The organism is Plectonema radiosum NIES-515, from assembly GCF_025753815.1.
GTDB classification, from domain to species: domain Bacteria; phylum Cyanobacteriota; class Cyanobacteriia; order Cyanobacteriales; family Nostocaceae; genus Hassallia; species Hassallia radiosum_A.
Genome location: NZ_JAOWRF010000137.1, coordinates 1 through 24,117, shown reverse-complemented (window position 1 = coordinate 24,117; position 24,117 = coordinate 1). Strand labels below are relative to the sequence as shown.

The following is a 24,117-nucleotide window of genomic DNA, read 5'->3' as shown; positions in this document are numbered from 1 at the left end:
GTTTTGATTGACAAAAGCATTCTGGCATTTCCTATGAAAGCGTGGTTTGTACATCTAACTTCTACTGTACAGAGTTCTACCTTATCTTACAGAGTTGTCTATCAATTAATCAACTTAAGACTAGCTCCTCTTCCAGATTGAGCTACACCAGCACAGATTTTGGTGGCGTTACCAATACCCCTGACTGGACTTGAACCAGTATCCTCTTCGTTCTAAGCGAAGCACCTCTTCCAATTGGGCTACAGGGGCGTAATTTGAAACTCTTAAGAAATCTGGTTAGAAATTAGTCAACTACCCCTGACAGGATTTGAACCTGCAAAAAGCGCTTATTTTGAGTAAGCGATGTTTTCCAATTACATCACAGGGGCATATCGGGATGGCAGGATTTGAACCTGCGACCTTCGGCTCCCAAAGCCGCCGCGCTACCAAGTTGCGCCACATCCCGTTCATGCTCCTGACTGGATTTGAACCAGTACCATCTGATTTTTAAGATCAGCGCCTCGTTCCAATTGGGCTACAGGAGCATAATTTGGCTGCTTTATGAAAGCAGAACTGGGGAGGCAGGACTCGAACCCGCATTTTTCCGCTTTCAAAGAGCGGTGCCATACCATTAGGCGACTCCCCAATAAATGCCAGGACAGGGCTTGAACCTGTATCTCATCTTTCAGAGAGATGTGACTTGCCAATTTGTCCACCTGGCAATGAGATAAATGGCTGCCCCAGTAGGACTCGAACCTACAACCTCGCGGTTAACAGCCGATCGCTCTACCATTGAGCTATGGGGCAACGAAGCCCCCCAGGTCGGAATCGAACCGACGACCTCCTGTTCTTGTCCTTCGGACACGCTTCTCTACGAGAGGCTCCGCCAACGCGAACAAACAGACGCTACTACCAACTGAGCTACCGGGGGATATAGAAGGAGAGATAAGTTTTATCTAGTGGACTGGTTTAATTCAACACTAATCAGCCACTCCATCATCTCTCCCATGTAAGGCGATCGCGCTTATGATTTGAACCTTCACTCTTGAGTTTCGTAGACTCAGATGTTATCCAGCCACACCACGCGACCTTTAAAAACAACAGCTATTTTACGGATAATTTATTGCATCATTGCTTTCGTTGCTATAGCAATCTATGTATTCAGAATTAATCCACCCCTCCATTCCTAGGACTCTCTTGTTTGAGCTATTAGTAACACGCACGTTAACCCAAGGTGTTGGGCGACCTTGAAGTGATACGATATCAGGCTTGAGTAATATGACATTGTTGCTATTATCTAAACCTGCTTTTGACTTTCCACCAGCTGTGGCACGTAAAGCTAATTGCCCCGATTGCAACGCAGTTACTTCGCAGAGTGCAGGCTTAACCTGAGCTAAATTGCCAGTACATTTTAGGCTGCCACTACGCATCCAACCTTCTAAGCCTTTTTGTTTAGGACTATCTGCATCGATAACGCTAACGTAAATCCAATTTTCAACACCTTTAGCTAGTACTTTTAACTTTGCATCTTCATATAAATTAATTACACCTCCATCTTCAAATTCTCCTTGCGGTTTTCTTAGGTATAACCAAAGTGCTTCTTCATATCCTAGTTTCTTGGCTTGACAAGTCACTAGTCTGTTAGCACTTTTGGGAGTTGCAGCGTTTGCTATTGGTGATAAATTAAGAGCAGAAACCCACAGATAAAATACAGCAAAAGAAATGTGAGGTAGAGATTTAAGAAAACTTGCCATTTTTCAGTAAATAGTAGTGTTCTTTTCTACCTTATCTATGAGAAAATTCACTGTCTACCATAATTTCACCTAACTCCAGAAGGCGGAGAAGACAGGATTTGAACCTGCGTCGGTATTACCCGATACTGTGAGCGCAAACAGCTACCTTCGACCACTCGGTCACTTCTCCACAGTGGGTCGGGCAGGAATTGAACCTGCAACCAATCAAGGACGCTTTTACAGAGCGTTGCCCGCACCAATAGGCGAGCCGACCCAAATTCCATAGTGCCGACGGGACTTGAACCCGCAATCCCCAGATTGAAAGCCTGGTGGCTTAACCATTTGCCCACGGCACCATATTCAAATATCTACTCGGTACAAGTTTCAGAAGTAGAACGCAGGGACTAGGATTTGAACCTAGAACAACGCTTTTGGAGAGCGCGGTGTTGCCGTTACACCATCCCTGCATTTGGTAGCAGTGGCGGGATTTGCACCCGCATATACCAAGGTATGAACTTGGGGCTTTGCATAAATCGCTACACTGCGACATCAAAGGCTGAGGTGAGATTTGAACTCACGATATTCGCTTTTGCAGAGCGACGCCTTCAACCACTTAGCTACTCAGCCATTTGAGAGTCCCGACGGGATTTCAACCAGGGTGACGGGATTTGTTCGCGTAAGCGTTCCCGAAGGGTACCCGCAACATTTCCAAAAGACAGGAACGCTCTAGCCATTGAGCTACACCCCGATATTTTTGAAATCTGTGCCTAAAATTTTAGACTTTTAGGCACAATTTGTTGGTGAACTTGCCCATTTCATATTTAGTTTTCAAGGTTCAGAAAAATTACTTTCAACTGTTAGCAAAACAACCGACGCTCTAAATAATAAACCTGTTGTGTATTACGGATGTATTCGGTAGTTTTGTTCTTTGCAAACTGAGAACTTTTGTGATTTCTTCCTTCTACTTCAGATAATTTGGAAGTAGGAGGAGCTTTGTTTACTGGGGACTTTGGTTTATCCCAGTTTTTTTGTACTACTTGTATGTAGAACATTGCTTTTAATCCTATATAAGCTTTGTTTCTCGTTTCATACATTTATACTACAAATATACTACAAAAGTGTCAAGGGGTTTAGAAAAGTTTTTTTGAGATTGTCTAAAAACACTTCTATATCTGACTTTGAACTAAAAAACCTAGATAAAAAGTGTGACTACAGCTTATGATTGGTTGAGTTTTTGGTAAACTGACGTGACAAACAACCACTCAAAGCGACAAAAGATATTCGGTGTTGTCGCGATCGCCTATATATCGGCTTTGCCCATCGCCTTTTTTGTAACAGCTTGTAGTATTGCCCCAACGAAGAAAGAGCAATTAACTACAAGCAAGCTTCATGCTGCCCAAACTCAACAAAGCCAAGACACCCAATCACCAGCTAAACTAGAAAACTCACATAACAGCGTTCCAGCTAAGTATCAAGGCAAAACAGTTTATAAAGGGCAACCCAGCAATAATGAGAAAGTTATCGCGCTAACCATTGATGATGGACCCTGGCAAAATACAACCGCACAAATGCTGGATATACTGAAAAAAAATAACGTAAAAGTTACATTCTTTTGGGTAGGACAAGCCTTACAAGAACACCCTGACCTTGCCAAACAAGAGGTAGCACAAGGACACGCCATTGGCAACCATACTTGGCATCATTGGTATAAGCGGATGGATGAAGCCACCGCAAAGAGTGAAATTGAGCGCACTGCTGATTTGATGTATAAAACTACAGGAGTCAAAACTTCTTTGTTTCGTCCTCCTGGAGGCGTTTTAAATAACGGACTAGCCACTTACGCCAAAAGCCAGAAATACGCTGTAGTTATGTGGTCGCAGACTTCCGCCGATACCGACCCTCACGCCAAATATCAAGTATTTGTAAAGAATGTATTAAGAGATGCCAAACCAGGTGGGATTGTCTTAATGCACGATGGTGGAGGCGATCGCCAAAGAACTGTGCAAGCCTTACCACAAATCATCAGCGGACTCAAACAGCAAGGCTACCGATTTGTCACAGTTCCCCAACTTCTTAAAGAGAGTGGGGGATAGGGAGAGGGGGGGAGGGGGGGAAAGAAGAATTATTCCCCTTGTCCTCCTTGTCTCCTTGTCCCCTTGTCCTCCTTATCCCCTCATCCCCCTCATCCCCATTCCCTCTTCACTCGCTCACGACGGAGGCACTTTTTTGCGCTTCTTGCCAAAGTTTGTGTACAAAGAACTCAGTGCGATCGCTCATCGCTGTGATAAACACACCCTCAGCATCCTCAGAACCATTTGATATCCAAGAACCCCGCAGAGTAACTTCTAAATACTCCGCATCACAAACTGACAACGCGATGATTTCTGACACGTCACCTTTTATCTCAGCTTTTAACACCTCAGCTTTTAACGCTTCTACTCCTGGTAAATCAACAGGAAGCAAAAAGGAAGCGGTACTCGGTTCTACGCACAGACATTGACCAACTCGCAGTGCCAAAATAACTCGTCCTTGCACCCATTGCTCTAAAGACTGAGTTAGACACTCTAAGTGAAAGCTTTTTTCAGTGTAAGTTAATTTCAACATTCCTTATGCTCTCCTGTTATTCCAGGCTTGCTTGTTCAAAGCGCCAGAACTGTTCGGCAAAAGATATAGCCGGATGAACTGGTGCTTTTGGCTTGGTACGCAGTTGCATACCAGTCTCAAACAGAGTGCGATCGCCTTTACGGGAATTACATTTTTCACAAGCTGTGACTACGTTATCCCAAGTGTGCAAACCACCTTTAGATCGCGGAATCACATGATCCAGCGTTAGATGTTTGCTGCTACCGCAATATTGACAACTGTGATGGTCTCTTCGCAACACTTCGCGCCGATTTACCGGCGGAATTTTCCACACACGCTCACTAGAAGCGATTTTCAAACGAATGTGTTTTGGTACATAAAGTACCAAGCTAGGTGAGTGGACTTGCCATCCGCTCTCTGCAATAAAATCTAGCGGTTCAGCTTTATCCGCTACTAATAACACGATCGCCCGCTTGATATTTACCCGACACAGTGGCAAGTAGTTTTGCGAAAAAACTACCACGGATTGCTCTAACACTTGCCTAAAAGCGCTCGTCACAGCTTGACTCCTTATTAAAAAACCCCCGCTTCTTCTTTTTGTGAAGCGGGGGTTGGAAATTGACCGGAAAGTTTTCTGGTCTTATATCGGTACAGCATCTTGGTATCTGTACCTCCCGCTTGCTTGGTTTGGTTTTAGTGCTATATTCAGCCCACTAATTCTCTGAAATCTAAAATCATGATTACCATCTGTGATTTGCCCCTGATTTCGGCGTTCGTCACCCATAAATAAATACTCCACTCCCGCAACGGCTGATTCCCAACTGAATCGGCAATTGGCAGCACGCGAAGAAGTAGAGTTTGGGTAAACGGATTTCACAGAAAATTTCACCTATTGAACATTCCTTTAAACATACTACACTTGTATTACTATCCTGTCTATACCTATAAGGAGAAAAAGTGATGCATACGATCGCTCGCACGCCAACCACCGATATGGAAGTTACCAGCATCCGTCTGGAGCGCGAATTAAAAGATAAACTCAAAGAATTAGCCGGCAGCCAGGGATATCAGGCATTAATCCGAGATATACTCTGGAATTATGTCCAGCAAAAATCAGGTGAGTGGAAACCCCGATTTTCGCGATCTGATATTCGAGCTAGTATAGCGGCTACTGCTCAACAAGAAGAACGCTGCGTACTCACAGGTCAATTAATTCAACCCCAACAACCTATGTTGTTAGGACTGACGAAGAATGGCGATATGGTTCCTTTAAGTGTCCAGAGCTTAGTTGGATAACCTCCGTTTCAAGTAAATACAGCCCAGTTACTCATGTGTGTTTGGTGGTAACTGGGCTATAGTATAATTAAATTTTATTAAAAAAATAAATAAATTTAACGGATCGTGCCCTGAGGACGCTTGGACTGGTGACTAGGAAAGAAATTATTTGAGGATTTGGTTGGGGTATGAATACCAATACATATCTTGCCAGTACCTAATCCAAGCGTCCCCAGTTCAATAAAATCCAAATATTTGTGACTAATTTGGGGACAAAAAAATGGTGAGTCCACGGGCGCGGTTGCCTGTACCCTTTAGTAGTGGCTCTGCCGTTGCGGAAGACTTAACAGATGGCAACCACCACCCTAATCGGTAAATGATTGTTGCCAAGAACATTTGGAAGACCAAAACTTTACAACTTCTTTACTATCTGCCTAAGTAACCCGTAAAAACTATGCCTCAGTTTTCTTTTAATCAGATTCTACTTTTGATTTGAAAAAATAATAATGACGCAATTAAGTCAAGAAAATTTGAAATAAATATTACAAGCATCGGAAAAATACCTCAGTATTAACCCGTAAAATAATTACGTAGTTTTTGCCTAAATTCGAGAGAAATTACTGTTTATGTATACTTACAGAGAGGATATTCTAAATCCAAGTTAGTAAATTAACTCAATACATAAAAGCGATAAATTAACTTGTTTCGGAGTTATAGTCTATAATTAGTATTTTTTTAACTAAGTATACATTTATTTAATATACCAGTGATTTGGTGATCTCAAATAGAAAGAGGCTATAACAGGTGAGAGAAAGTTTTAATCGCAAGGAAAGCGAATCATCAGGTGCAGCTAGCTACAAAACAAAGAGTAAAAGAAATGCCAGGAGGTTGGGTAAAAAGAGGATGGGGTCATTATCAAACAGTGTGCCAGGAATGAAAAAAACTTTATCATCGCCACCATTGCGCCAAGATGAAGTAGATAGACAACAATACCCAGTCAAGCTGATGCAGCATCAGGAAGAACCGGAACACCAGTTGGCAGATCATATTCATCAAATCATCAAAAAGAGCTTGGCTCCAGCAACAATGCTGCAAGAGATTGCCCAACTGCTAGGAACTGTGTTCCAAGTTGATTCTTGCTGCTTAGTTCCAGTAATGGGTGAAAAATTTGATCAGGCAATTACTGCTAATTGGTGTGCGTCAGACTATTTAGGCTTGCCGCATCCAGATGAGATATTCTCAACCGAACAGGTTCAGTGTGCCTCGGAACCAACAATTGAGGACATTTCGACTATTAAAAATAGTCTGGAAATAGGATATCAATATTTACCGTTACCGATTAAAGCGGTTTTGGCAATTCCGACGCGCTTTGGTGGCAAAAATAACGGGGTGATTAGTTTGATCAAGTTTCAGCCCCATGATTGGAGTGAGTCAGAAAAACAACTGTTAAAAGCGGTAGAATCGTCTTGCGCGATCGCTTTTTCCCAAGTCGCACAAGCTCTTGTAATTGCTTCTCAACAAAAAGATATAGCCAAGAGCAACCAGCATCAAAGCTTAATCACGCAATTGACAATACTCAGTCGCAGCAACCTGGAGTTAAATCAAATGCTTCAGTTAGCGATGGCCTCCACAGCAGAATGTCTTCAAGCAGATCGCGGTATGCTTATACTGCTAAAGTATACAGATCCGCTATTTAGGACTCAACCTAAAAAACAAATTCCCAAAGCAAAAGCAACTGTTGTTGCTGAATGGTCTAGAGACGAAAGTTCACACACCACTCAACTAGAAACTTTGGATAAGTCTTTCTCTGTTTCTGAGTGTGGTTTATGCCAGCGGGTCTTCACATCAGGAAAAGCAGTAATTATAGATGAGAATATTGACCAAAATGGTATTTCAATTGCTCCGGTGTTTGCTTTAGATACACTGCCTGCGGTCTTATTAGTACCATTGGAGAATCAAGGCAAAATCATCGGATTTTTAGTGCTTCAGCAAGCAGTGCCTCGCAATTGGGACTTTGCAGAATTAAATATGATGGAAATGGTTTGCGCTCAAATAAGCAATGCCATAATTCAATCACAGACACTGCGGCAAGTACAGATGTTGGTAGACGAGCGCACAGCAAAACTACAAAGTAGTCTGGAATTGCAGGCAAAACTGCACGAAAAAACTCGGCAATATGTTGAGCAGCTGCGGGAACTTAACGAACTCAAAGATGAATTTTTGAGCAACATGAGCGATCGCTTGCGTTATCCCTTGACGAATATGCTGATGTCAATCCGCAATTTACGTCTACCAGGAATAGCACCAGAGCGTCAAGCTAAGTATGTGGATATCTTAGAAAGCGAGTGTACTAAAGAAATTAACTTGATTAATGACTTGTTGACACTTCAAAAGCTAGATACTCATCATGAACGCCCACAATATGAAAACATCGATTTAAATACAAAAATTCAAGATGTAGCAGCATCTTTTGAGCAAAAATTCGCCAATAAAGGATTAAGTATTAATACGAATTTACTTATAGAGTCAGTAACTCTACAAACTGAAGTAGAAAGTTTTAACCGCATCCTGCAAGAGTTGTTTACGAATGCAAGTAAATACTCAGAACGCGATTCTGTGGTTCAGCTGCAAGTCTATCACCAAGTTGAGCAACAAATCGATCAAGTTATTATTAAAATAACTAACACCGGACTTGGTATCTCCGACGAAGATGCGGCTTACATATTTGACAGGTTCCGTCGCGGTAGAGGAGGACGATGGACTCCAGGTACAGGTTTGGGACTTGCTTTAGTCAAGTCTTTAGTGCAGCATTTAAATGGAGCGATCGCTGTTGAGAGTACTCCAATTGAGGACTCTAACTTAAGCAAAATTTGCTTCACCTTAACTTTGCCCCAATTTTCACAAGTAAAGCAAACCATCTTTTAAAAGTGACTGAGCAACACAATACAACAGAGGACTTTGATTTGAACTCTGCTAGTGACGACACCAACCTAGAAGAGAATTTAACAACCGATGTGGAAGTCAAAATTGAGAAAATAGCAGAGCGAAAGCGACAAATCACTGCTACAATCCAAATTCCCCAATCAGTTGAACACGTTTGGAAAGTCCTGACAGATTACGAGGCTTTAGCTGAATTCATTCCTAACCTTGCCAAAAGTCGTCGATTAGCCCATCCTACCGGCGGTATTCGGCTAGAGCAAGTAGGTTCTCAGCGCGTGCTAAGTTTCAACTTTTGTGCACGTGTTGTTTTAGATTTGGAAGAATGCTTTCTCAAAGCAATTAATTTCCAAATGGTAGAGGGAGATTTTAAAGACTACTCTGGTAGCTGGTATTTAGAACCTTACTGCGTTGGTGAAGATGTGGGAACTAATCTTTGCTACACAGTAAATATTTGGCCTAAACTTGTTATGCCAGTCACAGTGGTTGAGCATCGGTTAAAAAATGACCTACAGTTAAATCTGCTAGCGATTCGTCAGCGTGTAGAGGAGTTAGCTACTTAGCTGCTATTTGCAAGCCTGGGGAAGATATCCAATTGTTTGTATCTGACAAATTTTCTATTTTTTATATATTAATTATCTGTAATCCCCCTCAGGCTGTAAGTCTGGGTTGGAGGTATAAAGCCCGCCTAAGCGGGCTAAATCAGTACAATCACTAATCTATTTCAGTATTATTTCTATCTGTTGACATACCTCCTCGCTCCTTTCATGAGCGAGGATTCCTTGACGCTTCACCGAAACTTGCTACTAAGTAGTATTACAGTCTCTCCACGTCCGTTTCAAGTCTCCCAATGCCCGATGGCGACTAGCTACATTGTCGCAGAAATCAAGGGTTAGCCGTCCTATAAGGACGGGGTTTTAGACCAAAATTGTCGATAAATGGCAACCCCGCTATTCCCCTCCGACTTTTATTCCTGGAGGGGATTTTATTGCTCAAATGACATCTTGCGATCGCAAGATCTCTAACTAGCAACTTGGGTTAATAATCGAATCGCTTCTTCAAGCCTCCAAGCGTCCCTAATCCTCAGTCCCCAGTCCCCGGCAAATTCCAAATACTGAAGTGTAACCGTGGAGAAACGTGCTACCAGCAACAGGACCAATTTCGCCACCGCAGAAAAATCCACCTATGGGAATATCGTTGAGATAGCGCCTAAATAGCTGAGAATCAAAATTAGCTTTGCCGTAGAGTCCTTCACCTCGTCCTAAACAAGAAAACATCAACGCTGCAACCGCAGAGGGTTCAGAGGCGCTTTGGTCTTGATACTGTTGTAAAAGTAATTCTAAGTCCTCAGCGGAGGCTTCAGCATCGCGTAGGTGGAATTGCAAGCGCTGTCCTGGACGAACGCGATCGCCAATTGCGATGGCACCTGCTGATGGATCTACCCCTAGAATACCGCGAATTAAAAAATCTCCCTGCTGCAAAGCCAATTTAAACTCATCCATTGCCACACCGACAAAAAGCGAGTTTTGTGCCAGCATTCTATCTGCATCACTCAAACTGCCGATCAAATCTCTTAACACTACTAGGGGCACTTGTTCATCGAGTTCGATGATGATATTGCGATCCGCTTTTGTGACTTGTAAAGGCTTGCCAATCGGTCGGCATCCTTGCGCCACAATAGTTTCTAAAACAATATTACCACTCATTGCCAAACCTACCGTTCCTTCACGATACAGGCGATCGTTACAAAATAGTGCAATTCGACCACCACCGCCGCCGCTAGCCTGTCCCCCCACCGTCACCGATCCCGGATAAGCAAAATCCAGCCCCTGCAATAAATCATTAATTCCCGAAGAAAACGAACCAGACAGCAAGATAAACTGAGGTGTCGGAGATGAAGGTACACCCACAAAATCAACCCAAGCATTTGGCGGACCATCCAAATCGGGTAATTCCTCAGCAACAATATGAAACGGTTGAATATTCACTCCAGGAAGGTGCGCCAAAGTCAAGCTCAAAGCTGGGGAAGCTTCTAATTCTTGAGTTTGTCCCTCCATAGTCGTGCCAATAACACCGCCACCACTACAGCCAATTAACACACGTACTGAAAGTTTTTCAGCCAGCAAAGGCAAAAGCCGAGAATATTCACTCGTAAAAGCAGACGAAATGAAAACCAGCCCTAAATCCGCAGGTGCTGTTAACGACGAGACAGCGCGTTGTACCACATCTGCAACAGCTGCTTCTAAAGAAGGACGGGTTGACAGGGCATTTGCCCACTGCATTTGGTCTGCCATTAGTTTTCGGCTCTTTCTGTATTTAGGCTAGTGAAGTACCTACACTGTATACGAAGTATCAGTGTAGGCTTCTTGTCTCACTCGCGGTTGCCTCGTTAAACTTGTGTTTAATTTGGTCTTACACAGCGTCTCTGGTCTTACGACCTTTATCTCCTCAAGGGAGAACCCAGGCAGCCACCCATCTTCCATAGGTAGTTTAATTTTTGTGTGTACAACATTCCTTGGATTTACTGCAATGGCATACCTGCTAGAAATGTTCCTTCCTCGAACTCTGATGTTGCGTAGGTCTTGTCTTACTACTTTGAAGGAGCGCCTTTATGTTCCATACAGTCGGGCGGGTCATCGACCAAACTAATCTTACCGAAAAATGGTGTTGACATCAATATGAAAGTTCGTTTCGTCACCGTAGTTTTCCTTGTTTTCGCTATGCTCAAATACAGTCAAACTAAGCAACTCAACTCACTTCTCTATTCATCTCAACACTTGCGATAAATCGGTAAGTGTGAGATTAATTGCTGTTTAAGGTAATTTCTTATTTTCATTTTGAGGCACATCAATTACATCCTACAATGAGATGATGCCAACCAATTGCGAATTGGGCATGGGGCAATGGGAATTTGAAGAGGGGAAAAGGGGAGGCAGTGCGGTGAGACCAGCCCCCGACGGGCGCGGTCTCCCTCATCGATGGGGGACTGGCTCTCCCGTTGGGTCTTGGTGTCGGACCGGGGTGGAGCATCTGCCTATGATTGGGGAAAGGAAAAAAGGGGTGCATGGTAACAAATCAAATGTGCGAATTATTTTAAATCACTCTTTATTTTCTACACCTTTACCCTTTTGCCCTCCTCAAGTTGCCCCATGCCCCATTCCCATCTTCTACTACATGCATTTAAGATATTGTATAATTCCTCTTTTGTAGTAAAAGCTCCGCAAAATCTTAAAAGATAAAACTAAACCCAGTATGGATTGCGGAGTTTGCTGTAATAGTAGTGGATTACCCTGCTAAAACACTACTATTACAGCTAAGTGGCTAGCGTGGTGAGCAATAATCAAAAAAAAAACCTGCAATTTTAAACTTTTTCTATACTGGTATTAAGAACACGTAACGAGACTAAAGCAATGACCAACATCTCAGAAACAGCTAAATCCGACATCCAAGCGCAAATTAACGAAGAGGTTGAGCAAGCTCGTACTGTCTGTGACGTTTCAGGCACTAATTCCGCTGAATGCGCTGCTGCTTGGGATGCAGTAGAAGAACTGCAAGCCGAAGCCTCTCACCAACGGCAAAATAAGAAGAAAAACTCCTTAGAGCAGTACTGTGATGACAACCCAGAGGCAATTGAGTGTCGAATTGACGACAACTAACAATTGAGGCAAGGGCGTTTTTCGCTATGCAGTGGGCAAGCAACTGAGAACTGTATTACTGATATCTGGCACATCGCTGAATGCATTCGCGCTTTTTCATCTCACTCTCTCCCTCCATAAGCATAGTCCCCGCAATTAAAAAGTTTTTATCTTCCTCAGTCCCTACTTCCCTAAGGAAGTAGAGAAAATATCTAGACTTTAGTTTTGGAGGAAGAATCAAAGCAAGCAGGGAAAAGAAACGACAATGTGCATGCGTAATTGGTGGGAGCGAGTTAAGAATTTAGCCGATTAGTGTAACGAGAGCAAACTCTCTTTTACACTGCTAGAAGTTTCTGCTAGACATGAAATATAGGGTCTGCAAGTTGCTTGTTTTTTTGTCAACTGAGAAAATTATGGCAAATGTTGTTTGGTTTCGCCCGTTAGTGTGGATAGACTACCGACTAGCGGTATTATTCACAGTGATTATTCCCCTAATTCTTCTAATTTGGGCGTTTGTGCAAAAAGCAGAAGCGATACAACGCTTGTTAATCATTTACTGGCGAGTATCGAGTCTGTTGGCAATCTCAGTTTACTTGATGATTGGTGGGTTCGGGGTAGGTTTTATCTCAAGTTTGATAGGTCGTATCCTGATTCCGATTTCGTTATGGTTCTGGATAGATCTCAACGATGAAATTGAATATACTCTAAGTGGTATTTTAAAGCTGATTTTTACTTCTTGGCGCTGGGCTGTAAGTGTTTATTGTGCCTTGGGTGCTCTAGCTACTCTGCCTTTTTTGGGTTGTGCTTTTTCGGCAAATGCCTTCGCTACCCCCTATTGTCGCGTCTGGGCAGAAGCACCGTTATTGTTTAAAGACTATTTTCATCCCAATAGCAAACCGGGGTTTTTGGGCTTTATCGGGATAGTTGGTTTAATAATTTATGTAGTTTGCTTAAGCTACTTTGTCTTAATTAAGCTAGGCAAGCAGGGGCGATCGGCTACACAACAGTAACTGGGGAAAGGGGAGACCGGGCTCCCCGCACTGCCTATAATTGGGTAAGAAAGAACCCTTTGTGACTCCTTGGTGACTTTCAGGCAGAGCCGAGGAACGTGCTACTCTCCGGCTCTGTCTCCTGGTTTTAGGCTTTAGCAGAGCCGAGAAAGGAAAAAACTTATTTTAACAGGGTTTCAGCGAAACCATGCGTGCCGTTCGGTAGCCCTATCCTTCGCCATTGTAGATGCTTTTGATTTTAGATGGCAAAAAATGAATGTCCATAACTTTGTATGCAAAATTTTATCGGCAAGCGGCTGGAGGAGTATACTACCAAATACCCCCAAGAAGTCTTAGTTGTAACGGCAGAAATTGCCGGCGAACAAGACAAAATTGTTATATTTAAAGGCTTTTCTAGTTCTTTGATGCGCTCAACTGCATTCGATCCAGATGTACCTGTATTGCCAGATGATGCGAAAATTGAGAGCATCGACCGAGTAGCAAGTCCTTACAATCCCCAAACGCCTCGCTATATTCAACAGAGACTGTCTTGGGAAGCTATGCAAATTTTCTTGTCAGAGGTGGGAGTTTAAGGGCTTCCTCGGAGGGGAGAATTTCGCGCATTGCCCTAGCCGCTATTTTCAGAGAAAGCGATCGCATAAATCGCACTACACACTAGCGACCTGGTAAATAAAGTTTCAACAGAGCGATCGCCTTAAATACCCATAAGCGTTTTTTATAATACATCAAAAACTAAGGGTGATAATGACATAACCCTTACTAGCATTACTGATAATTTCTGTTTATGCGATCGCAAGGGCGATCGTTAAGAGAAAAAATGCTTGTATCCGATTGACAAAACTATGTTACTTTATTATGAATAATCATAATAAATTCCAATCAATTCATATTTTTTTAGTAGCCACCTTAGGTTAAATTTATCTTCTTAACACCCTAAAAGCCCATTTATTCAGCTAGACAAACACGAACCAGAGCGCGTTTGTTCAGGATTTTCTTACCCTAAAAGCCCATTTATCAGCAAAAACCTCTCAGTTGAGACCACAGAGCCACAATTATTCATCACATCTACCAGTTTTGCCATCATGAATACAGCGGTGATACCTACAGAACAAGCGCCTCAAAAAGTTAAGTCTTATGGGCGACTCGATCAGCAAATTATTTTAATTCTCGATTTCGGCTCTCAGTATTCTGAATTGATCGCCCGTCGCATCCGCGAAACACAAGTATACTCGGAAGTTATTTCTTATCGCACCACAGCAGAACAATTGCGCGAACTAGATCCCAAGGGAATAATCCTCTCTGGTGGACCAAGTTCAGTGTATGACAACTACGCTCCCCATTGTGACCCAGAAATTTGGAATTTGGGAATTCCCATTTTGGGTGTGTGTTATGGAATGCAATTGATGGTAAACCAGCTTGGTGGCGAAGTATTAAAAGCTGACCGGGGTGAGTACGGCAAATCATCATTATACATAGATGATGCGACAGATTTACTGACTAATGTCGAAGATGGCACAACGATGTGGATGAGCCACGGAGACTCAGTCACGAAAATGCCGTCCGGATTTGAATTGCTGGCACATACTGAAAATACACCCTGTGCAGCCATTGCCGACCACACGAAAAAACTTTACGGTGTCCAGTTTCATCCAGAGGTGGTGCATTCCCTAGGGGGTCAGGCATTAATCCGTAATTTTGTATACAAAATATGTGGGTGTGAAGCGACTTGGACAACCGCCGCTTTTGTCGAAGAAGCGATTCGCGAAATTCGCGCCAAAGTAGGTGAAAAGCGAGTGCTGTTAGCGCTTTCTGGAGGCGTGGATTCTTCGACGCTGGCGTTTTTGATGTATAAAGCGATCGGCGATCGGCTGACTTGTGTGTTTATTGACCAAGGCTTTATGCGGAAGTTAGAGCCTGAGCGATTGCTAAAATTATTTAAAGAGCAGTTTCACATTCCGGTAGAGTATGTAAATGCACGCGATCGCTTCCTCAACGCTCTGAATGGTGTCACCGATCCCGAAGAAAAACGCCGCCGCATCGGACACGAATTTATTCGCGAATTTGAAGAAACATCCAGACGCCTGGGGCATTTTGACTATCTAGCTCAAGGTACACTTTATCCAGATGTCATCGAATCCGCTGGAACCAACGTCGATCCGCAAACAGGCGAACGAGTAGCGGTAAAAATTAAGAGCCATCACAACGTCGGTGGTTTACCGAAAGATTTACGATTCAAACTTGTAGAACCCCTGCGGAAACTATTTAAAGATGAAGTCCGCAAAGTTGGGCGAGCTATTGGCTTACCAGAAGAAATTGTCCAACGCCATCCTTTTCCAGGTCCTGGTTTGGCGATTCGCATTCTCGGCGAAGTCACCGCTGAACGGTTAAATATTTTGCGCGACGCTGATTTGATTGTGCGCCAAGAAATTAACCAACGCGGCTTGTATCATGATTATTGGCAAACCTTTGCCGTATTGTTGCCAATCAAGAGTGTCGGAGTAATGGGCGATCAGCGTACTTATGCTTACCCGATTGTCTTGCGGATTGTACAAAGTGAAGATGGTATGACAGCTGATTGGGCGCGTGTACCTTACGATGTCTTAGAAGCGATTTCTAACCGAATTGTAAATGAGGTCAAAGGGGTTAACCGCGTGGTTTATGACATCACCTCCAAGCCACCTGGAACCATCGAGTGGGAATAAGAAAAGCAGAAAAATAAATAAGTGGGCATTGCCCACCTTATTTATTTTTAGTAATAAATAGACATCTCCATAAAAGACGTTCCAGACGTAGCATTTCTAGGTCTCTTGGGGTTCGGGCAACGCATAGTTCATTTCTGGAGATGTCTAATAATGAACCTAGTTAATCAAAAGGCTCCTTTGACATACCTTCTCGTCCTAAAGTCCGAGGATTCCTTAACGCTTCATTGGGTTGTGCTATCGAAATAGTCTTATCATCCCTCGACGTTCGTTTATAGTCTCCTAATGCTTTATGGCGACTATATCTATTTTACCATAAAGCCGTCAAGCTTATGACGGGGCTTGAGTCCCATTTTTTCGGTCAATGACCTTGTCATAATTTATGCATCGCTGATTCCACGACCAACATCTTCATCATGTCCGATCGCCTTGAGCAGGTCATCGACGATAAAATAGACTGCAATTATCACTTTAGGGCGAAAGGGGAAAGGAAAAAAGGGACTCATAGAAAGAAGTCATTCAAAACACCCATACAATTCTTTTTCACTTTAGACCTATCTGCAAATTGCCAAAGGTATGCTATTAATAAGTTTGAGCCATTATTTGGGGCAGGCGATCGCCCGATGAAAAGAAACTTTGTGAGAAAGCTGAAAGTAAGCATTCCTATCTCTCAACGTGACACAATAGACGTTGCTGCATTATTATCAATATGACTCGTTGTGCAATTATCGTTCTCGGTCAAAATAGTCTAACCTTAGCTCTTCAAATAAAAAGCGTTTTGCTCAATGCTACTATTTACGGTTTGGCGGAACGTACATCAAATGTCGATGTCAGTTTCACTAACTTTGGTGCTACACTACGAGAACTATTTGCCAGCGGAACTCCCATCATTGGTATCTGTGCAGCCGGAATTCTCATCCGCACCCTTGCGCCAATTATATCCGATAAGCGTCAAGAACCACCTGTGTTAGCTGTAGCTGAGGATGGTAGCGCTGTCGTACCCTTATTGGGAGGACTTCAGGGTGTGAATGATTTAGCAAGACTTATTGCCGCAGTGCTTGAAGTAAAAGCGGCAATTACCACAACCGGAGATATCCGATTTCACACTGCACTCTTGGCTCCTCCACCAACATATCATTTAGCGAATCCAGATAACGCAAAAAAGTTTATTTCTGATTTACTTGCAGGTGCAACAGTTAAACTAGAAGGAACTGCACCTTGGTTAATTAATAGTAAACTACCTTTTGACGAAGAAGGCAAGCTAACTATTCAGATTACAGAATATCAACTGCCGCTAACACCAGACTGTTTAGTTTATCATCCAGCAACTCTGGCAATTGGAGTCAGCAATGCTGCAAATATCAACTTAGAGGATGCGGTATCGTGCATTCAGCAAATGCTAGCCGATGCTGGACTTTCAATTTTCTCCGTGGCGGGTGTATTTGCGTTAGACGAAGAAGCCGCAGAATCAGTAATTGATGAAATTGCTGATACTTTAAATGTACCAGTTCGTTGGTTCAATTGTCAAAGTGAGAAAAATGCAGTTGCGATCGCTTTAACTGCAACCGGTGCATCAGGTAAATTAGTTGTGCAACAAGAATGTGGTATAAATCTTGCTGTTGCTGTTTCTCAGGAAATAATCGATATCAACACAATTGGTAAAGCAAGGGGACAATTATTTATCGTTGGTACAGGTCCGGGTGCGGCAAATTGGATGTCTCCCGAAGTCCAGCAAATCCTCAGGGAAGCCACAGACTTGGTAGGTTATAGCTTTTACCTTGATTTAGCGGGTTCGTTGCGAGAAGGACAGCGACGACATGAGTTTGATAATCGTGAGGAACTGGCACGCGCAGAGATGGCTTTGGAATTAGCCGCAGAAGGGCGAATCGTTGCGGTTGTTTCGTCTGGCGACCCTGGTATATATGCAATGGCAGCAGCGGTATTTGAGGTGCTAGATTGCAATCCTCAACCGAAATGGCAAAGTATCAAAATTCATGTTGCCCCTGGTATTTCGGCTATACAAGCTGCCGCAGCGAGAATTGGCGCACCTATCGGACATGATTTCTGCGTGATTTCTCTGTCGGATATTCTCAAACCTTGGTCTATTATCGAACGTCGGATTATTGCCGCTGCTGAAGCTGATTTTGCGATCGCCTTTTACAATCCTGCCTCAAAACAACGCACTTCACAACTTGCATCTGCACGAGAAATTTTGTTGCGGTATCGTTCGCCACAAACTATAGTCGTACTTGCCCGGAATATTGGGCGGGTGGGGGAATCAGTTGTAGTGCGGACTTTGGCTGATTTATCGCCCCAGGAAGTAGATATGCGAACTTTGGTACTAGTTGGCTCAAGCAAGACGCGCACAGTGCCGCATTCTGGGGGTGTTTGGGTTTATACCCCACGCACATATTAATTCCATAGGGTATGGAAAATATGAAGAAAAATATCTTTTGCAATAGACATCTCCATAAAAGACGTTCCAGACGTAGCTAGCTTACGTCTCTTGGGGTTCGGGCAACGCATAATTAATTTCTACTCCTATGTCTAATAATCAGTTCTAAGGCTAAAATAAACCATATCATGTCCACCCTTATTAACACTAATAATAATATCGCAACCGTCGTAGAGACGTAGGGCGCGGAACGTCTCTACAATATATATAATTTGCAGGATACGATATCAAATAGGAATAGTACAAAATTAAAAATTATTAACCAATTGATTATAAAAAAAGAAATCATGCAAAATATAGGTATATTGAACACAACATTGAGTTTAGAACTTTTTCATATTCAAACCAATACGTCTTTAGAGTTCCCAGCGAATCTTTCTGTAATTCGTATTGGTAAGTCAAATGAGCAAGTTCCAGTCGATATTGATGTTTCCGGCTTAAGTAATGCTGATGTTGTTTCTCGGCTTCATGCAGAGATTCATCTAGAAGGAAATAATTACTATATTGAAGATTTAGGAAGCACTAACGGTACATATGTTAACAACACAAAATTAATATCTAAAACTCGTTATCAGCTTAACTTAGGAGATAAAATAGACCTAGGTCAGGAAAGTAAAGTAACGTTTATTTTTCAACAGAAACAACACAAACCAAATATTTTTTATCCTGGAAATCCTACAGCAATTCAGCAAGAAAATGCTGAAAACGGGAAATCGAATCAAATAGATCGTCCAAGCAAGTTTGTCGGCTTGGCATTAATGGTTGCAGGAATTATAGTTTTTGCAGCAAATACTCAAGTGGGTCTTTTTGTGCGGATTCCTGGTGTATTGCTCTGTATAGCCGGGGTTGTAGTTTTAATGCAGCAGCGAATAAAACGTAATTTCGGATGGATTTTGATAGCGCTGGGAATAGCAGTCATGGTTTTTACGAGCAATATCTTCGCATCAGTGAATTTTCTTGCGATTCTCGTGTCATCAGCTTTATTATTTGCTGGATATCAACTTTTTAGTACTGGGAAAGTGTTCAATTATAGTTTGCGATCGCTTTCCGGATTATTAAAGAATAAAAAATAAATTAGGGTGGAATGAGCTACCCACCCTGTTATTTTCTCCAGATAATATCGAGTAACAATTCATCAAAAAATCACTTACACCCAGATTATCATTGTTACTTGATTTCCAGTATGATAAATTATTACGCGGTGCGACGGCTAAACCAGTTCCACAGAAACACGGCAATAATTGCACCGAGTACAGCTACAGCAACTCCAGGAATACTCAAAGTTGTGGCTGTAAACTGTAAAGTTCCCGTACTGAGAAAAGTTGCCAAGGTACCACCAACGAAAGCACCGATAATACCTAATAACATTGTACCGAGAATACCACCACCTTGATGACCGGGATAAATAGCTTTAGCGATCGCACCAGCCAACAAACCTAAAACAATCCATGCAACTATATTCATTGTTTTATTCCTTTGAATTCAATGTTTCGTTTATGCTTGATGAATACAGAATATCAATGTCCTGATTGAAAACCAATCTGTCAGACGAAAGAAATGTCAAATTTCCACTATTCCTTCTGGTTAGTTGCTTTGAAGTCACTATATCTATCTTTTGGTTTGTCTTTTTGTAGTAACGGCTTCAGCCGTTAAATTACCATGAGCGGTAAACCGCTCACTACGAAAGTATATTTTACTTCTCAACAGCGTTGTAGTTGAGTTAACAACACAACAATCTCATCAACACCTTCCCGCAAAGCTTTCGCTTTCTGTTCACTTTGATTAACAATAATGCTGAAAACCAAAGGTTCATATTTGGAACTATTTACATATCCAGATAAAGAAACAACACCAGTCACCGTGCCTGTTTTTGCGTGTACAATACCTTCAGCAGGGGTGTTTTGAAAGCGAGTTTTCAGAGTACCGCTTTTGCCCGCAATCGGTAAAGATGCGCGATAAACTGATGAGGAAGGTGTTTTTGCCATTGCTTGCAAAACTTGCACTAAAGCTTCTGGACTAATTAAATTATGACGCGATAACCCGGAACCATCTACTAGAGCGTAACCTGTAGGATTGACTCCTAATTGAGTTAAAGTTGTTTTGAGAACTTCTAAAGCAGCATTTACGGTAGTTTGATCTGGTTTTTTGGGCTGTGATGCGATCGCTCTTGACGTTGGCAAAGCGATCGCTCTCAACAATGCCTCAGCATATAAATTGTTACTATTCTGATTTGTCTCCATCACCAAGTCTGATAACAAAGGTGACTCTACAAAAGCTAATTCCTGTTGATTAACAGAAGAAGATACTACCCCTGTCTCTCCCAAGCGGATTTTTTCCCCAATCAAAGCTGTGCGAAAGCGTCGCAAAAAGTAATTATTAGGATCGACCACAGGCAGTTTAACTAAAAGCGGATCGGCTTTCGCTGCTAATTGTCCTTGAATTCGCAACACGTTTGCTGATAATTCGCGGGTAACATTGATAAAAGCTGGTTGTTTTTCCTCAACTGTCACCGATTGATTAATAATCTGCCAGAATCTCGCTTCGTTCAAATCAGTCCAGGCAACTTGTAAAGGTTGACCCACAGCTTGCGGTATCAAGTTGATACTAAACACATTTTGATTGACAATCAAGCTGTTAACTGGTGCACCATAGTCAGAGTAAACATCTTCCCATTCCCAGCTAGGATGCACAATATCCCCTTGAAAATAACTATCATCGGCAATCAACCTTCTAATTTGGGTAATACCCTTTGCTTTCAATTGTCTTGCCAATGCTACAAGCTGAGTATCGCTGAAGCTCGGATCTCCCCTACCCACGACACGCACTACATTATTACCATCTTGATAAACAGAAGTGCGAATGCGAAAATTTGCCCCCAATTGCTGTAAAGCCGCAGCCGTTGTCAGCAGTTTGGTATTAGAAGCAGGAGTAAAATATTTCTGGGCATCCCGACTATAAAGATTTTGCCCTTTATATAAAGGTTGCACTAAAATACCCCAACGCACCCGACTGTATTGCGGACGGTTTATCACTTCATCCACTGCTGCTGCTAGTTGATCGGGGCAAATATTTTTGGTTTTGGTTGCCGGTGCGACTTTTATTTGTGCTTGAGCAACTCTAGAATTAAATCCTATCTGGGTAGTCAAAAATAGCAGCAAACAACCCAGTGGTTTATTTAATGCCTTAATTTTCACTCTCTTCTCCTCATCCCAATCATAGATTTTAGCACCCTGATATCAAACTTATTTCCTCACAGAGAAGCAGCCTATTGCTCTAATCGAATACACGTATAGACGTTGCATGTGCTACGTCTATACAAAGTTTTGGGTTTGACGCATGTACCTCAACCAGGAGTGAAATCTGCTGATAAGTACATCTAATTAATTAGTATATGAAGGATGCTGACATGTTTAATACACAGCGGTCAATTGAAAATTCATGAGATGATAAATACCGATCGCCTAAAAAGGGTCGAAAAATCAAGGTTTAATGCCTGAAATCCATACCGCATATTTGGTTTTTCCTGTCAATGCGTAAGTCCTAGTTCTATTGATTTTGTTACGAAGCATTTGGATTTAAGCGTTAAAACGCTTACTACAAAATAGGGTGAGCATTGCCCACCCGACAAATTAATTATTAATTTATTGCGGCTCTACAATTCTACAATTTAGTGCCGCAATCAGCGCAGAAGTTGTGATTGGGAGCATTTTTAGTGCCGCAATGGCTGCAATAAATCGGTTCTATTGCGGCTTTCGGGGCTTGTTTTGGCAAACCAATCATTTGTCCGTTGCTTTTGCCTGGGGCTACCATTGGGTAACAGTTTTCGTCTTTGGTGACACGGGCATCGACGATTACTGGTCCCTTGTGTGCGATCATTTGGGCGATCGCATCCTTCAACTCTTCACGGTTGCGAATCACCATCCCCTTTATGCCGTAAGCTTGAGCCAACAACTCAATATCTGGCATTCCTACTTCCATATTTGAGCATGAGTAACGCTCTCCATAAAAGGCTTGCTGCCATTGACGCACCATTCCCTGCCAGCCATTATTCATAATCACGGTCTTGACATTTATGCCATACTGTGCAAGCGTCCCCAATTCTTGCAAGCACATTTGGAAACTGGCATCACCGCTGATACAAATAACTTCTTCATCGGGGAATGCTACTTTAACACCCATTGCCGCAGGTAAGCCAAAACCCATCGTTCCCAAGCCAGCGCTGGAAATCCAGCGACGGGGACCATTTTTGAGGAATTGTGCCGCCCACATTTGATGTTGACCCACATCTGTGGTGTAGTAAGCGTGGGGTGCTTGGCTTCCAATTTCCACAATCACTTCTTGGGGTGACATGCTATCAGCATAATGCGGCACCACTAAAGGATATTCTTCCCGCCAGCGGTTAATTAGATTCAGCCATTCTTGGGTTTGGTTGGGTGTTCCCGTGACACCTGTTTGCTTGCAACGACGCAACAAGTCAATTAAGACATTCCGGACATCACCGACAATCGGCACTTCCGGAACGCGATTTTTACCGACTTCTGCGGGGTCGATGTCGATGTGAATCACTTTAGCGCGGGAGGCAAATTCATCTAACTTGCCGGTCACGCGATCGTCAAATCTCGCACCAACGCAAATTAGCAAATCGCAATCAGTCACCGCAAAGTTAGCGTAAGCCGTGCCATGCATCCCTAACATTCCCAAAGCTAGGGGATGATGTTCGTCAAAAGCACCGATACCCATCAACGTGGTAGTGACGGGGATATTAAATAATTCTGCGAGTTGTTTAACTTCTTGGTGGGCACTTGAAGCGATCGCCCCACCACCCACATACAATAGTGGACGGCGACTTTCACGAATCAAGTTAATTGCGGCATTTATTTGTCGCGGATTTCCCTTCACTGTGGGACGATATCCGGGTAACTTTACTGAACCCGGTTCCACAGGCACATAATCAAATTCTTCTAACGCCACATCTTTGGGCACATCAATCAAAACGGGTCCCGGACGCCCAGTACTGGCGATGTGGAAGGCTTCGGCGACAATTCGTGCCATATCTTGGGTGTCGCGCACTACATAGGAATGCTTGACGATTGGTAGGGTAATTCCGTAGATATCCGTTTCCTGGAACGCATCTGTACCAATTGATGCCCGTGATACTTGTCCGGTAACAATAATCATCGGGATCGAGTCCATGTAGGCGTTGGCGATGCCCGTCACCAAATTAGTTGCCCCTGGTCCTGATGTTCCAAAGCACACCCCTACCCTTCCAGTAGCGCGGGCGTAACCGTCGGCGGCGTGGGATGCACCTTGTTCGTGTCTCACCAATATGTGCTTCATCGCACCAGTGGCTTCTACTTTATACAAGTCATCGTAAATTGGCAGAATCGCACCGCCCGGATAGCCAAAAATATACTCAACGCCGTGACGACGCAAACTGTCTAGCAAGGCAAAACCACCAGTTGCACGCTTGGGCGTGACTAAAGGTTCGGAGACATTAGGCTGAACCTGATTCTCGGTTTGTGGGGAAGTAATTGGGGATGGCGATCGCACTCTTAAACCTCAGACTATAACTAAGTTGATGTTTAAATTCTGTAGTTAAGAATTCATTTTAATAGAAAACCTGAATACATTTGTCAAGAAACGATAATTTGGTAATTGGGAGGAGTGGAGGAGTGGAGGAATGGAGGAGGGGAGGAGGGGAGGAGTGGAGGAGTGGAGGAGTGGAGGAGGGGAGGAGGGGAGGAAAGGAGCAGGAGTTCACACTTTCCCACTCCCCCACTCTCCCACTCCCCCCCCTGTATCTTAAACACA

At 43.0% G+C, this 24,117-nt stretch carries 20 protein-coding genes and 15 tRNA genes; 11 read left to right on the top strand and 24 right to left on the bottom strand.

Features of this window, described 5'->3' with window-relative positions; translation table 11 throughout:
- Positions 1–175: 175 nt before the first annotated feature.
- From OGM63_RS09175 to OGM63_RS09100, 16 genes are all read right to left on the bottom strand, one after another.
- Positions 176–249: transfer RNA gene (locus tag OGM63_RS09175), tRNA-Leu, on the bottom strand.
- A 43-nt stretch (positions 250–292) separates the two neighbouring features.
- Positions 293–368 (bottom strand) — tRNA-Leu (locus OGM63_RS09170).
- Positions 369–371: 3 nt separating this feature from the next.
- Positions 372–445 (bottom strand) — tRNA-Pro (locus tag OGM63_RS09165).
- Between the two features lie 4 nt (positions 446–449).
- Positions 450–524 (bottom strand) — tRNA-Leu (locus OGM63_RS09160).
- A 28-nt stretch (positions 525–552) separates the two neighbouring features.
- A tRNA-Gln gene (locus OGM63_RS09155) sits at positions 553–625 on the bottom strand.
- A gap of 4 nt (positions 626–629) precedes the next feature.
- Positions 630–701: transfer RNA gene (locus tag OGM63_RS09150), tRNA-Gln, on the bottom strand.
- A 10-nt stretch (positions 702–711) separates the two neighbouring features.
- A tRNA-Asn gene (locus tag OGM63_RS09145) sits at positions 712–786 on the bottom strand.
- A 6-nt stretch (positions 787–792) separates the two neighbouring features.
- Positions 793–910 (bottom strand) — tRNA-OTHER (locus tag OGM63_RS09140).
- 178 nt (positions 911–1,088) lie between these two features.
- Positions 1,089–1,733, bottom strand: a complete 645-nt coding sequence (locus OGM63_RS09135) for a hypothetical protein (RefSeq protein ID WP_263745208.1) — start codon at positions 1,731–1,733, stop codon at positions 1,089–1,091.
- 83 nt (positions 1,734–1,816) lie between these two features.
- Positions 1,817–1,902 (bottom strand) — tRNA-Arg (locus tag OGM63_RS09130).
- Positions 1,903–1,906: 4 nt separating this feature from the next.
- Positions 1,907–1,987: transfer RNA gene (locus OGM63_RS09125), tRNA-Tyr, on the bottom strand.
- A gap of 8 nt (positions 1,988–1,995) precedes the next feature.
- A tRNA-Glu gene (locus OGM63_RS09120) sits at positions 1,996–2,068 on the bottom strand.
- 40 nt (positions 2,069–2,108) lie between these two features.
- Positions 2,109–2,179 (bottom strand) — tRNA-Trp (locus OGM63_RS09115).
- 3 nt (positions 2,180–2,182) lie between these two features.
- Positions 2,183–2,258, bottom strand: a tRNA-Met gene (locus tag OGM63_RS09110).
- A gap of 7 nt (positions 2,259–2,265) precedes the next feature.
- Positions 2,266–2,339 (bottom strand) — tRNA-Cys (locus OGM63_RS09105).
- Between the two features lie 26 nt (positions 2,340–2,365).
- Positions 2,366–2,460: transfer RNA gene (locus OGM63_RS09100), tRNA-OTHER, on the bottom strand.
- A 499-nt stretch (positions 2,461–2,959) separates the two neighbouring features.
- Between OGM63_RS09100 and OGM63_RS09095 the strand changes: the two genes are divergently transcribed.
- Positions 2,960–3,805, top strand: coding sequence for a polysaccharide deacetylase family protein (locus tag OGM63_RS09095; RefSeq protein ID WP_263745207.1), 846 nt, complete (start codon positions 2,960–2,962; stop codon positions 3,803–3,805).
- A 106-nt stretch (positions 3,806–3,911) separates the two neighbouring features.
- Here the strand turns inward: OGM63_RS09095 and OGM63_RS09090 are convergent, their stop codons facing one another.
- The 3 genes from OGM63_RS09090 to OGM63_RS09080 all read right to left on the bottom strand — a co-directional run bounded on the left by OGM63_RS09090 (position 3,912) and on the right by OGM63_RS09080 (position 5,172).
- On the bottom strand, positions 3,912–4,316 hold the full coding sequence (locus OGM63_RS09090; RefSeq protein WP_263745206.1) for an alr0857 family protein: 405 nt from the start codon (positions 4,314–4,316) through the stop codon (positions 3,912–3,914).
- Positions 4,317–4,332: 16 nt separating this feature from the next.
- Positions 4,333–4,818, bottom strand: a complete 486-nt coding sequence (locus OGM63_RS09085; protein WP_511041084.1) for an HNH endonuclease — start codon at positions 4,816–4,818, stop codon at positions 4,333–4,335.
- A 117-nt stretch (positions 4,819–4,935) separates the two neighbouring features.
- The gene (locus tag OGM63_RS09080; protein ID WP_263745204.1) at positions 4,936–5,172 is read right to left on the bottom strand and encodes a hypothetical protein; all 237 of its coding nucleotides are present in this window, start codon (positions 5,170–5,172) and stop codon (positions 4,936–4,938) included.
- An 83-nt stretch (positions 5,173–5,255) separates the two neighbouring features.
- Here OGM63_RS09080 and OGM63_RS09075 point away from each other — a divergent pair, with 83 nt between their 5' ends.
- From OGM63_RS09075 to OGM63_RS09065, 3 genes are all read left to right on the top strand, one after another.
- Positions 5,256–5,591 (top strand): ribbon-helix-helix domain-containing protein, encoded by a 336-nt coding sequence (locus OGM63_RS09075; protein ID WP_263745203.1) that lies wholly within the window; start codon positions 5,256–5,258, stop codon positions 5,589–5,591.
- Positions 5,592–6,503: 912 nt separating this feature from the next.
- Positions 6,504–8,495: a sensor histidine kinase gene (locus OGM63_RS09070; protein WP_263745202.1), complete on the top strand. Its 1,992-nt coding sequence runs from the start codon at positions 6,504–6,506 to the stop codon at positions 8,493–8,495.
- A 2-nt stretch (positions 8,496–8,497) separates the two neighbouring features.
- Positions 8,498–9,070: an SRPBCC family protein gene (locus tag OGM63_RS09065; RefSeq protein WP_263745201.1), complete on the top strand. Its 573-nt coding sequence runs from the start codon at positions 8,498–8,500 to the stop codon at positions 9,068–9,070.
- A 513-nt stretch (positions 9,071–9,583) separates the two neighbouring features.
- Here OGM63_RS09065 and OGM63_RS09060 read toward each other — a convergent pair.
- Positions 9,584–10,789: an FIST signal transduction protein gene (locus tag OGM63_RS09060; protein ID WP_318528431.1), complete on the bottom strand. Its 1,206-nt coding sequence runs from the start codon at positions 10,787–10,789 to the stop codon at positions 9,584–9,586.
- A gap of 1,128 nt (positions 10,790–11,917) precedes the next feature.
- On the opposite strand from OGM63_RS09060, the gene OGM63_RS09055 reads away from it, so the two are divergent.
- From OGM63_RS09055 to guaA, 4 genes are all read left to right on the top strand, one after another.
- Complete coding sequence (locus OGM63_RS09055) at positions 11,918–12,163, top strand: Calvin cycle protein CP12 (protein ID WP_263745199.1); 246 nt, start codon at positions 11,918–11,920, stop codon at positions 12,161–12,163.
- Between the two features lie 392 nt (positions 12,164–12,555).
- Complete coding sequence (locus OGM63_RS09050; RefSeq protein WP_263745198.1) at positions 12,556–13,152, top strand: DUF3177 family protein; 597 nt, start codon at positions 12,556–12,558, stop codon at positions 13,150–13,152.
- Between the two features lie 272 nt (positions 13,153–13,424).
- Positions 13,425–13,724, top strand: a complete 300-nt coding sequence (locus tag OGM63_RS09045) for a DUF7734 family protein (RefSeq protein WP_263745197.1) — start codon at positions 13,425–13,427, stop codon at positions 13,722–13,724.
- Positions 13,725–14,234: 510 nt separating this feature from the next.
- Positions 14,235–15,854: a glutamine-hydrolyzing GMP synthase gene (gene guaA / locus OGM63_RS09040; RefSeq protein WP_263745196.1), complete on the top strand. Its 1,620-nt coding sequence runs from the start codon at positions 14,235–14,237 to the stop codon at positions 15,852–15,854.
- A gap of 377 nt (positions 15,855–16,231) precedes the next feature.
- Here the strand turns inward: guaA and OGM63_RS09035 are convergent, their stop codons facing one another.
- Positions 16,232–16,357 (bottom strand): hypothetical protein, encoded by a 126-nt coding sequence (locus tag OGM63_RS09035; RefSeq protein WP_263745195.1) that lies wholly within the window; start codon positions 16,355–16,357, stop codon positions 16,232–16,234.
- A gap of 203 nt (positions 16,358–16,560) precedes the next feature.
- Here OGM63_RS09035 and cobJ point away from each other — a divergent pair, with 203 nt between their 5' ends.
- Both cobJ and OGM63_RS09025 read left to right on the top strand, forming a co-directional pair.
- Positions 16,561–18,267, top strand: a complete 1,707-nt coding sequence (cobJ, locus tag OGM63_RS09030) for a precorrin-3B C(17)-methyltransferase (RefSeq protein ID WP_263745193.1) — start codon at positions 16,561–16,563, stop codon at positions 18,265–18,267.
- A 326-nt stretch (positions 18,268–18,593) separates the two neighbouring features.
- Entirely contained in the window at positions 18,594–19,379 is a 786-nt protein-coding gene (locus OGM63_RS09025) for an FHA domain-containing protein (RefSeq protein ID WP_263745192.1), read from the top strand.
- Positions 19,380–19,500: 121 nt separating this feature from the next.
- On the opposite strand, the gene OGM63_RS09020 is transcribed toward OGM63_RS09025, so the two are convergent.
- The 3 genes from OGM63_RS09020 to ilvB form a co-directional block, all read right to left on the bottom strand.
- Positions 19,501–19,770, bottom strand: a complete 270-nt coding sequence (locus OGM63_RS09020) for a GlsB/YeaQ/YmgE family stress response membrane protein (RefSeq protein WP_263745191.1) — start codon at positions 19,768–19,770, stop codon at positions 19,501–19,503.
- 236 nt (positions 19,771–20,006) lie between these two features.
- The gene (gene dacB / locus OGM63_RS09015; protein WP_263745190.1) at positions 20,007–21,500 is read right to left on the bottom strand and encodes a D-alanyl-D-alanine carboxypeptidase/D-alanyl-D-alanine endopeptidase; all 1,494 of its coding nucleotides are present in this window, start codon (positions 21,498–21,500) and stop codon (positions 20,007–20,009) included.
- Positions 21,501–21,966: 466 nt separating this feature from the next.
- Positions 21,967–23,838: a biosynthetic-type acetolactate synthase large subunit gene (gene ilvB, locus OGM63_RS09010; protein ID WP_263745209.1), complete on the bottom strand. Its 1,872-nt coding sequence runs from the start codon at positions 23,836–23,838 to the stop codon at positions 21,967–21,969.
- A 98-nt stretch (positions 23,839–23,936) separates the two neighbouring features.
- On the opposite strand from ilvB, the gene OGM63_RS09005 reads away from it, so the two are divergent.
- The coding region (locus OGM63_RS09005; protein ID WP_263745189.1) for a hypothetical protein at positions 23,937–24,117 on the top strand (181 nt) is incomplete at its 3' end.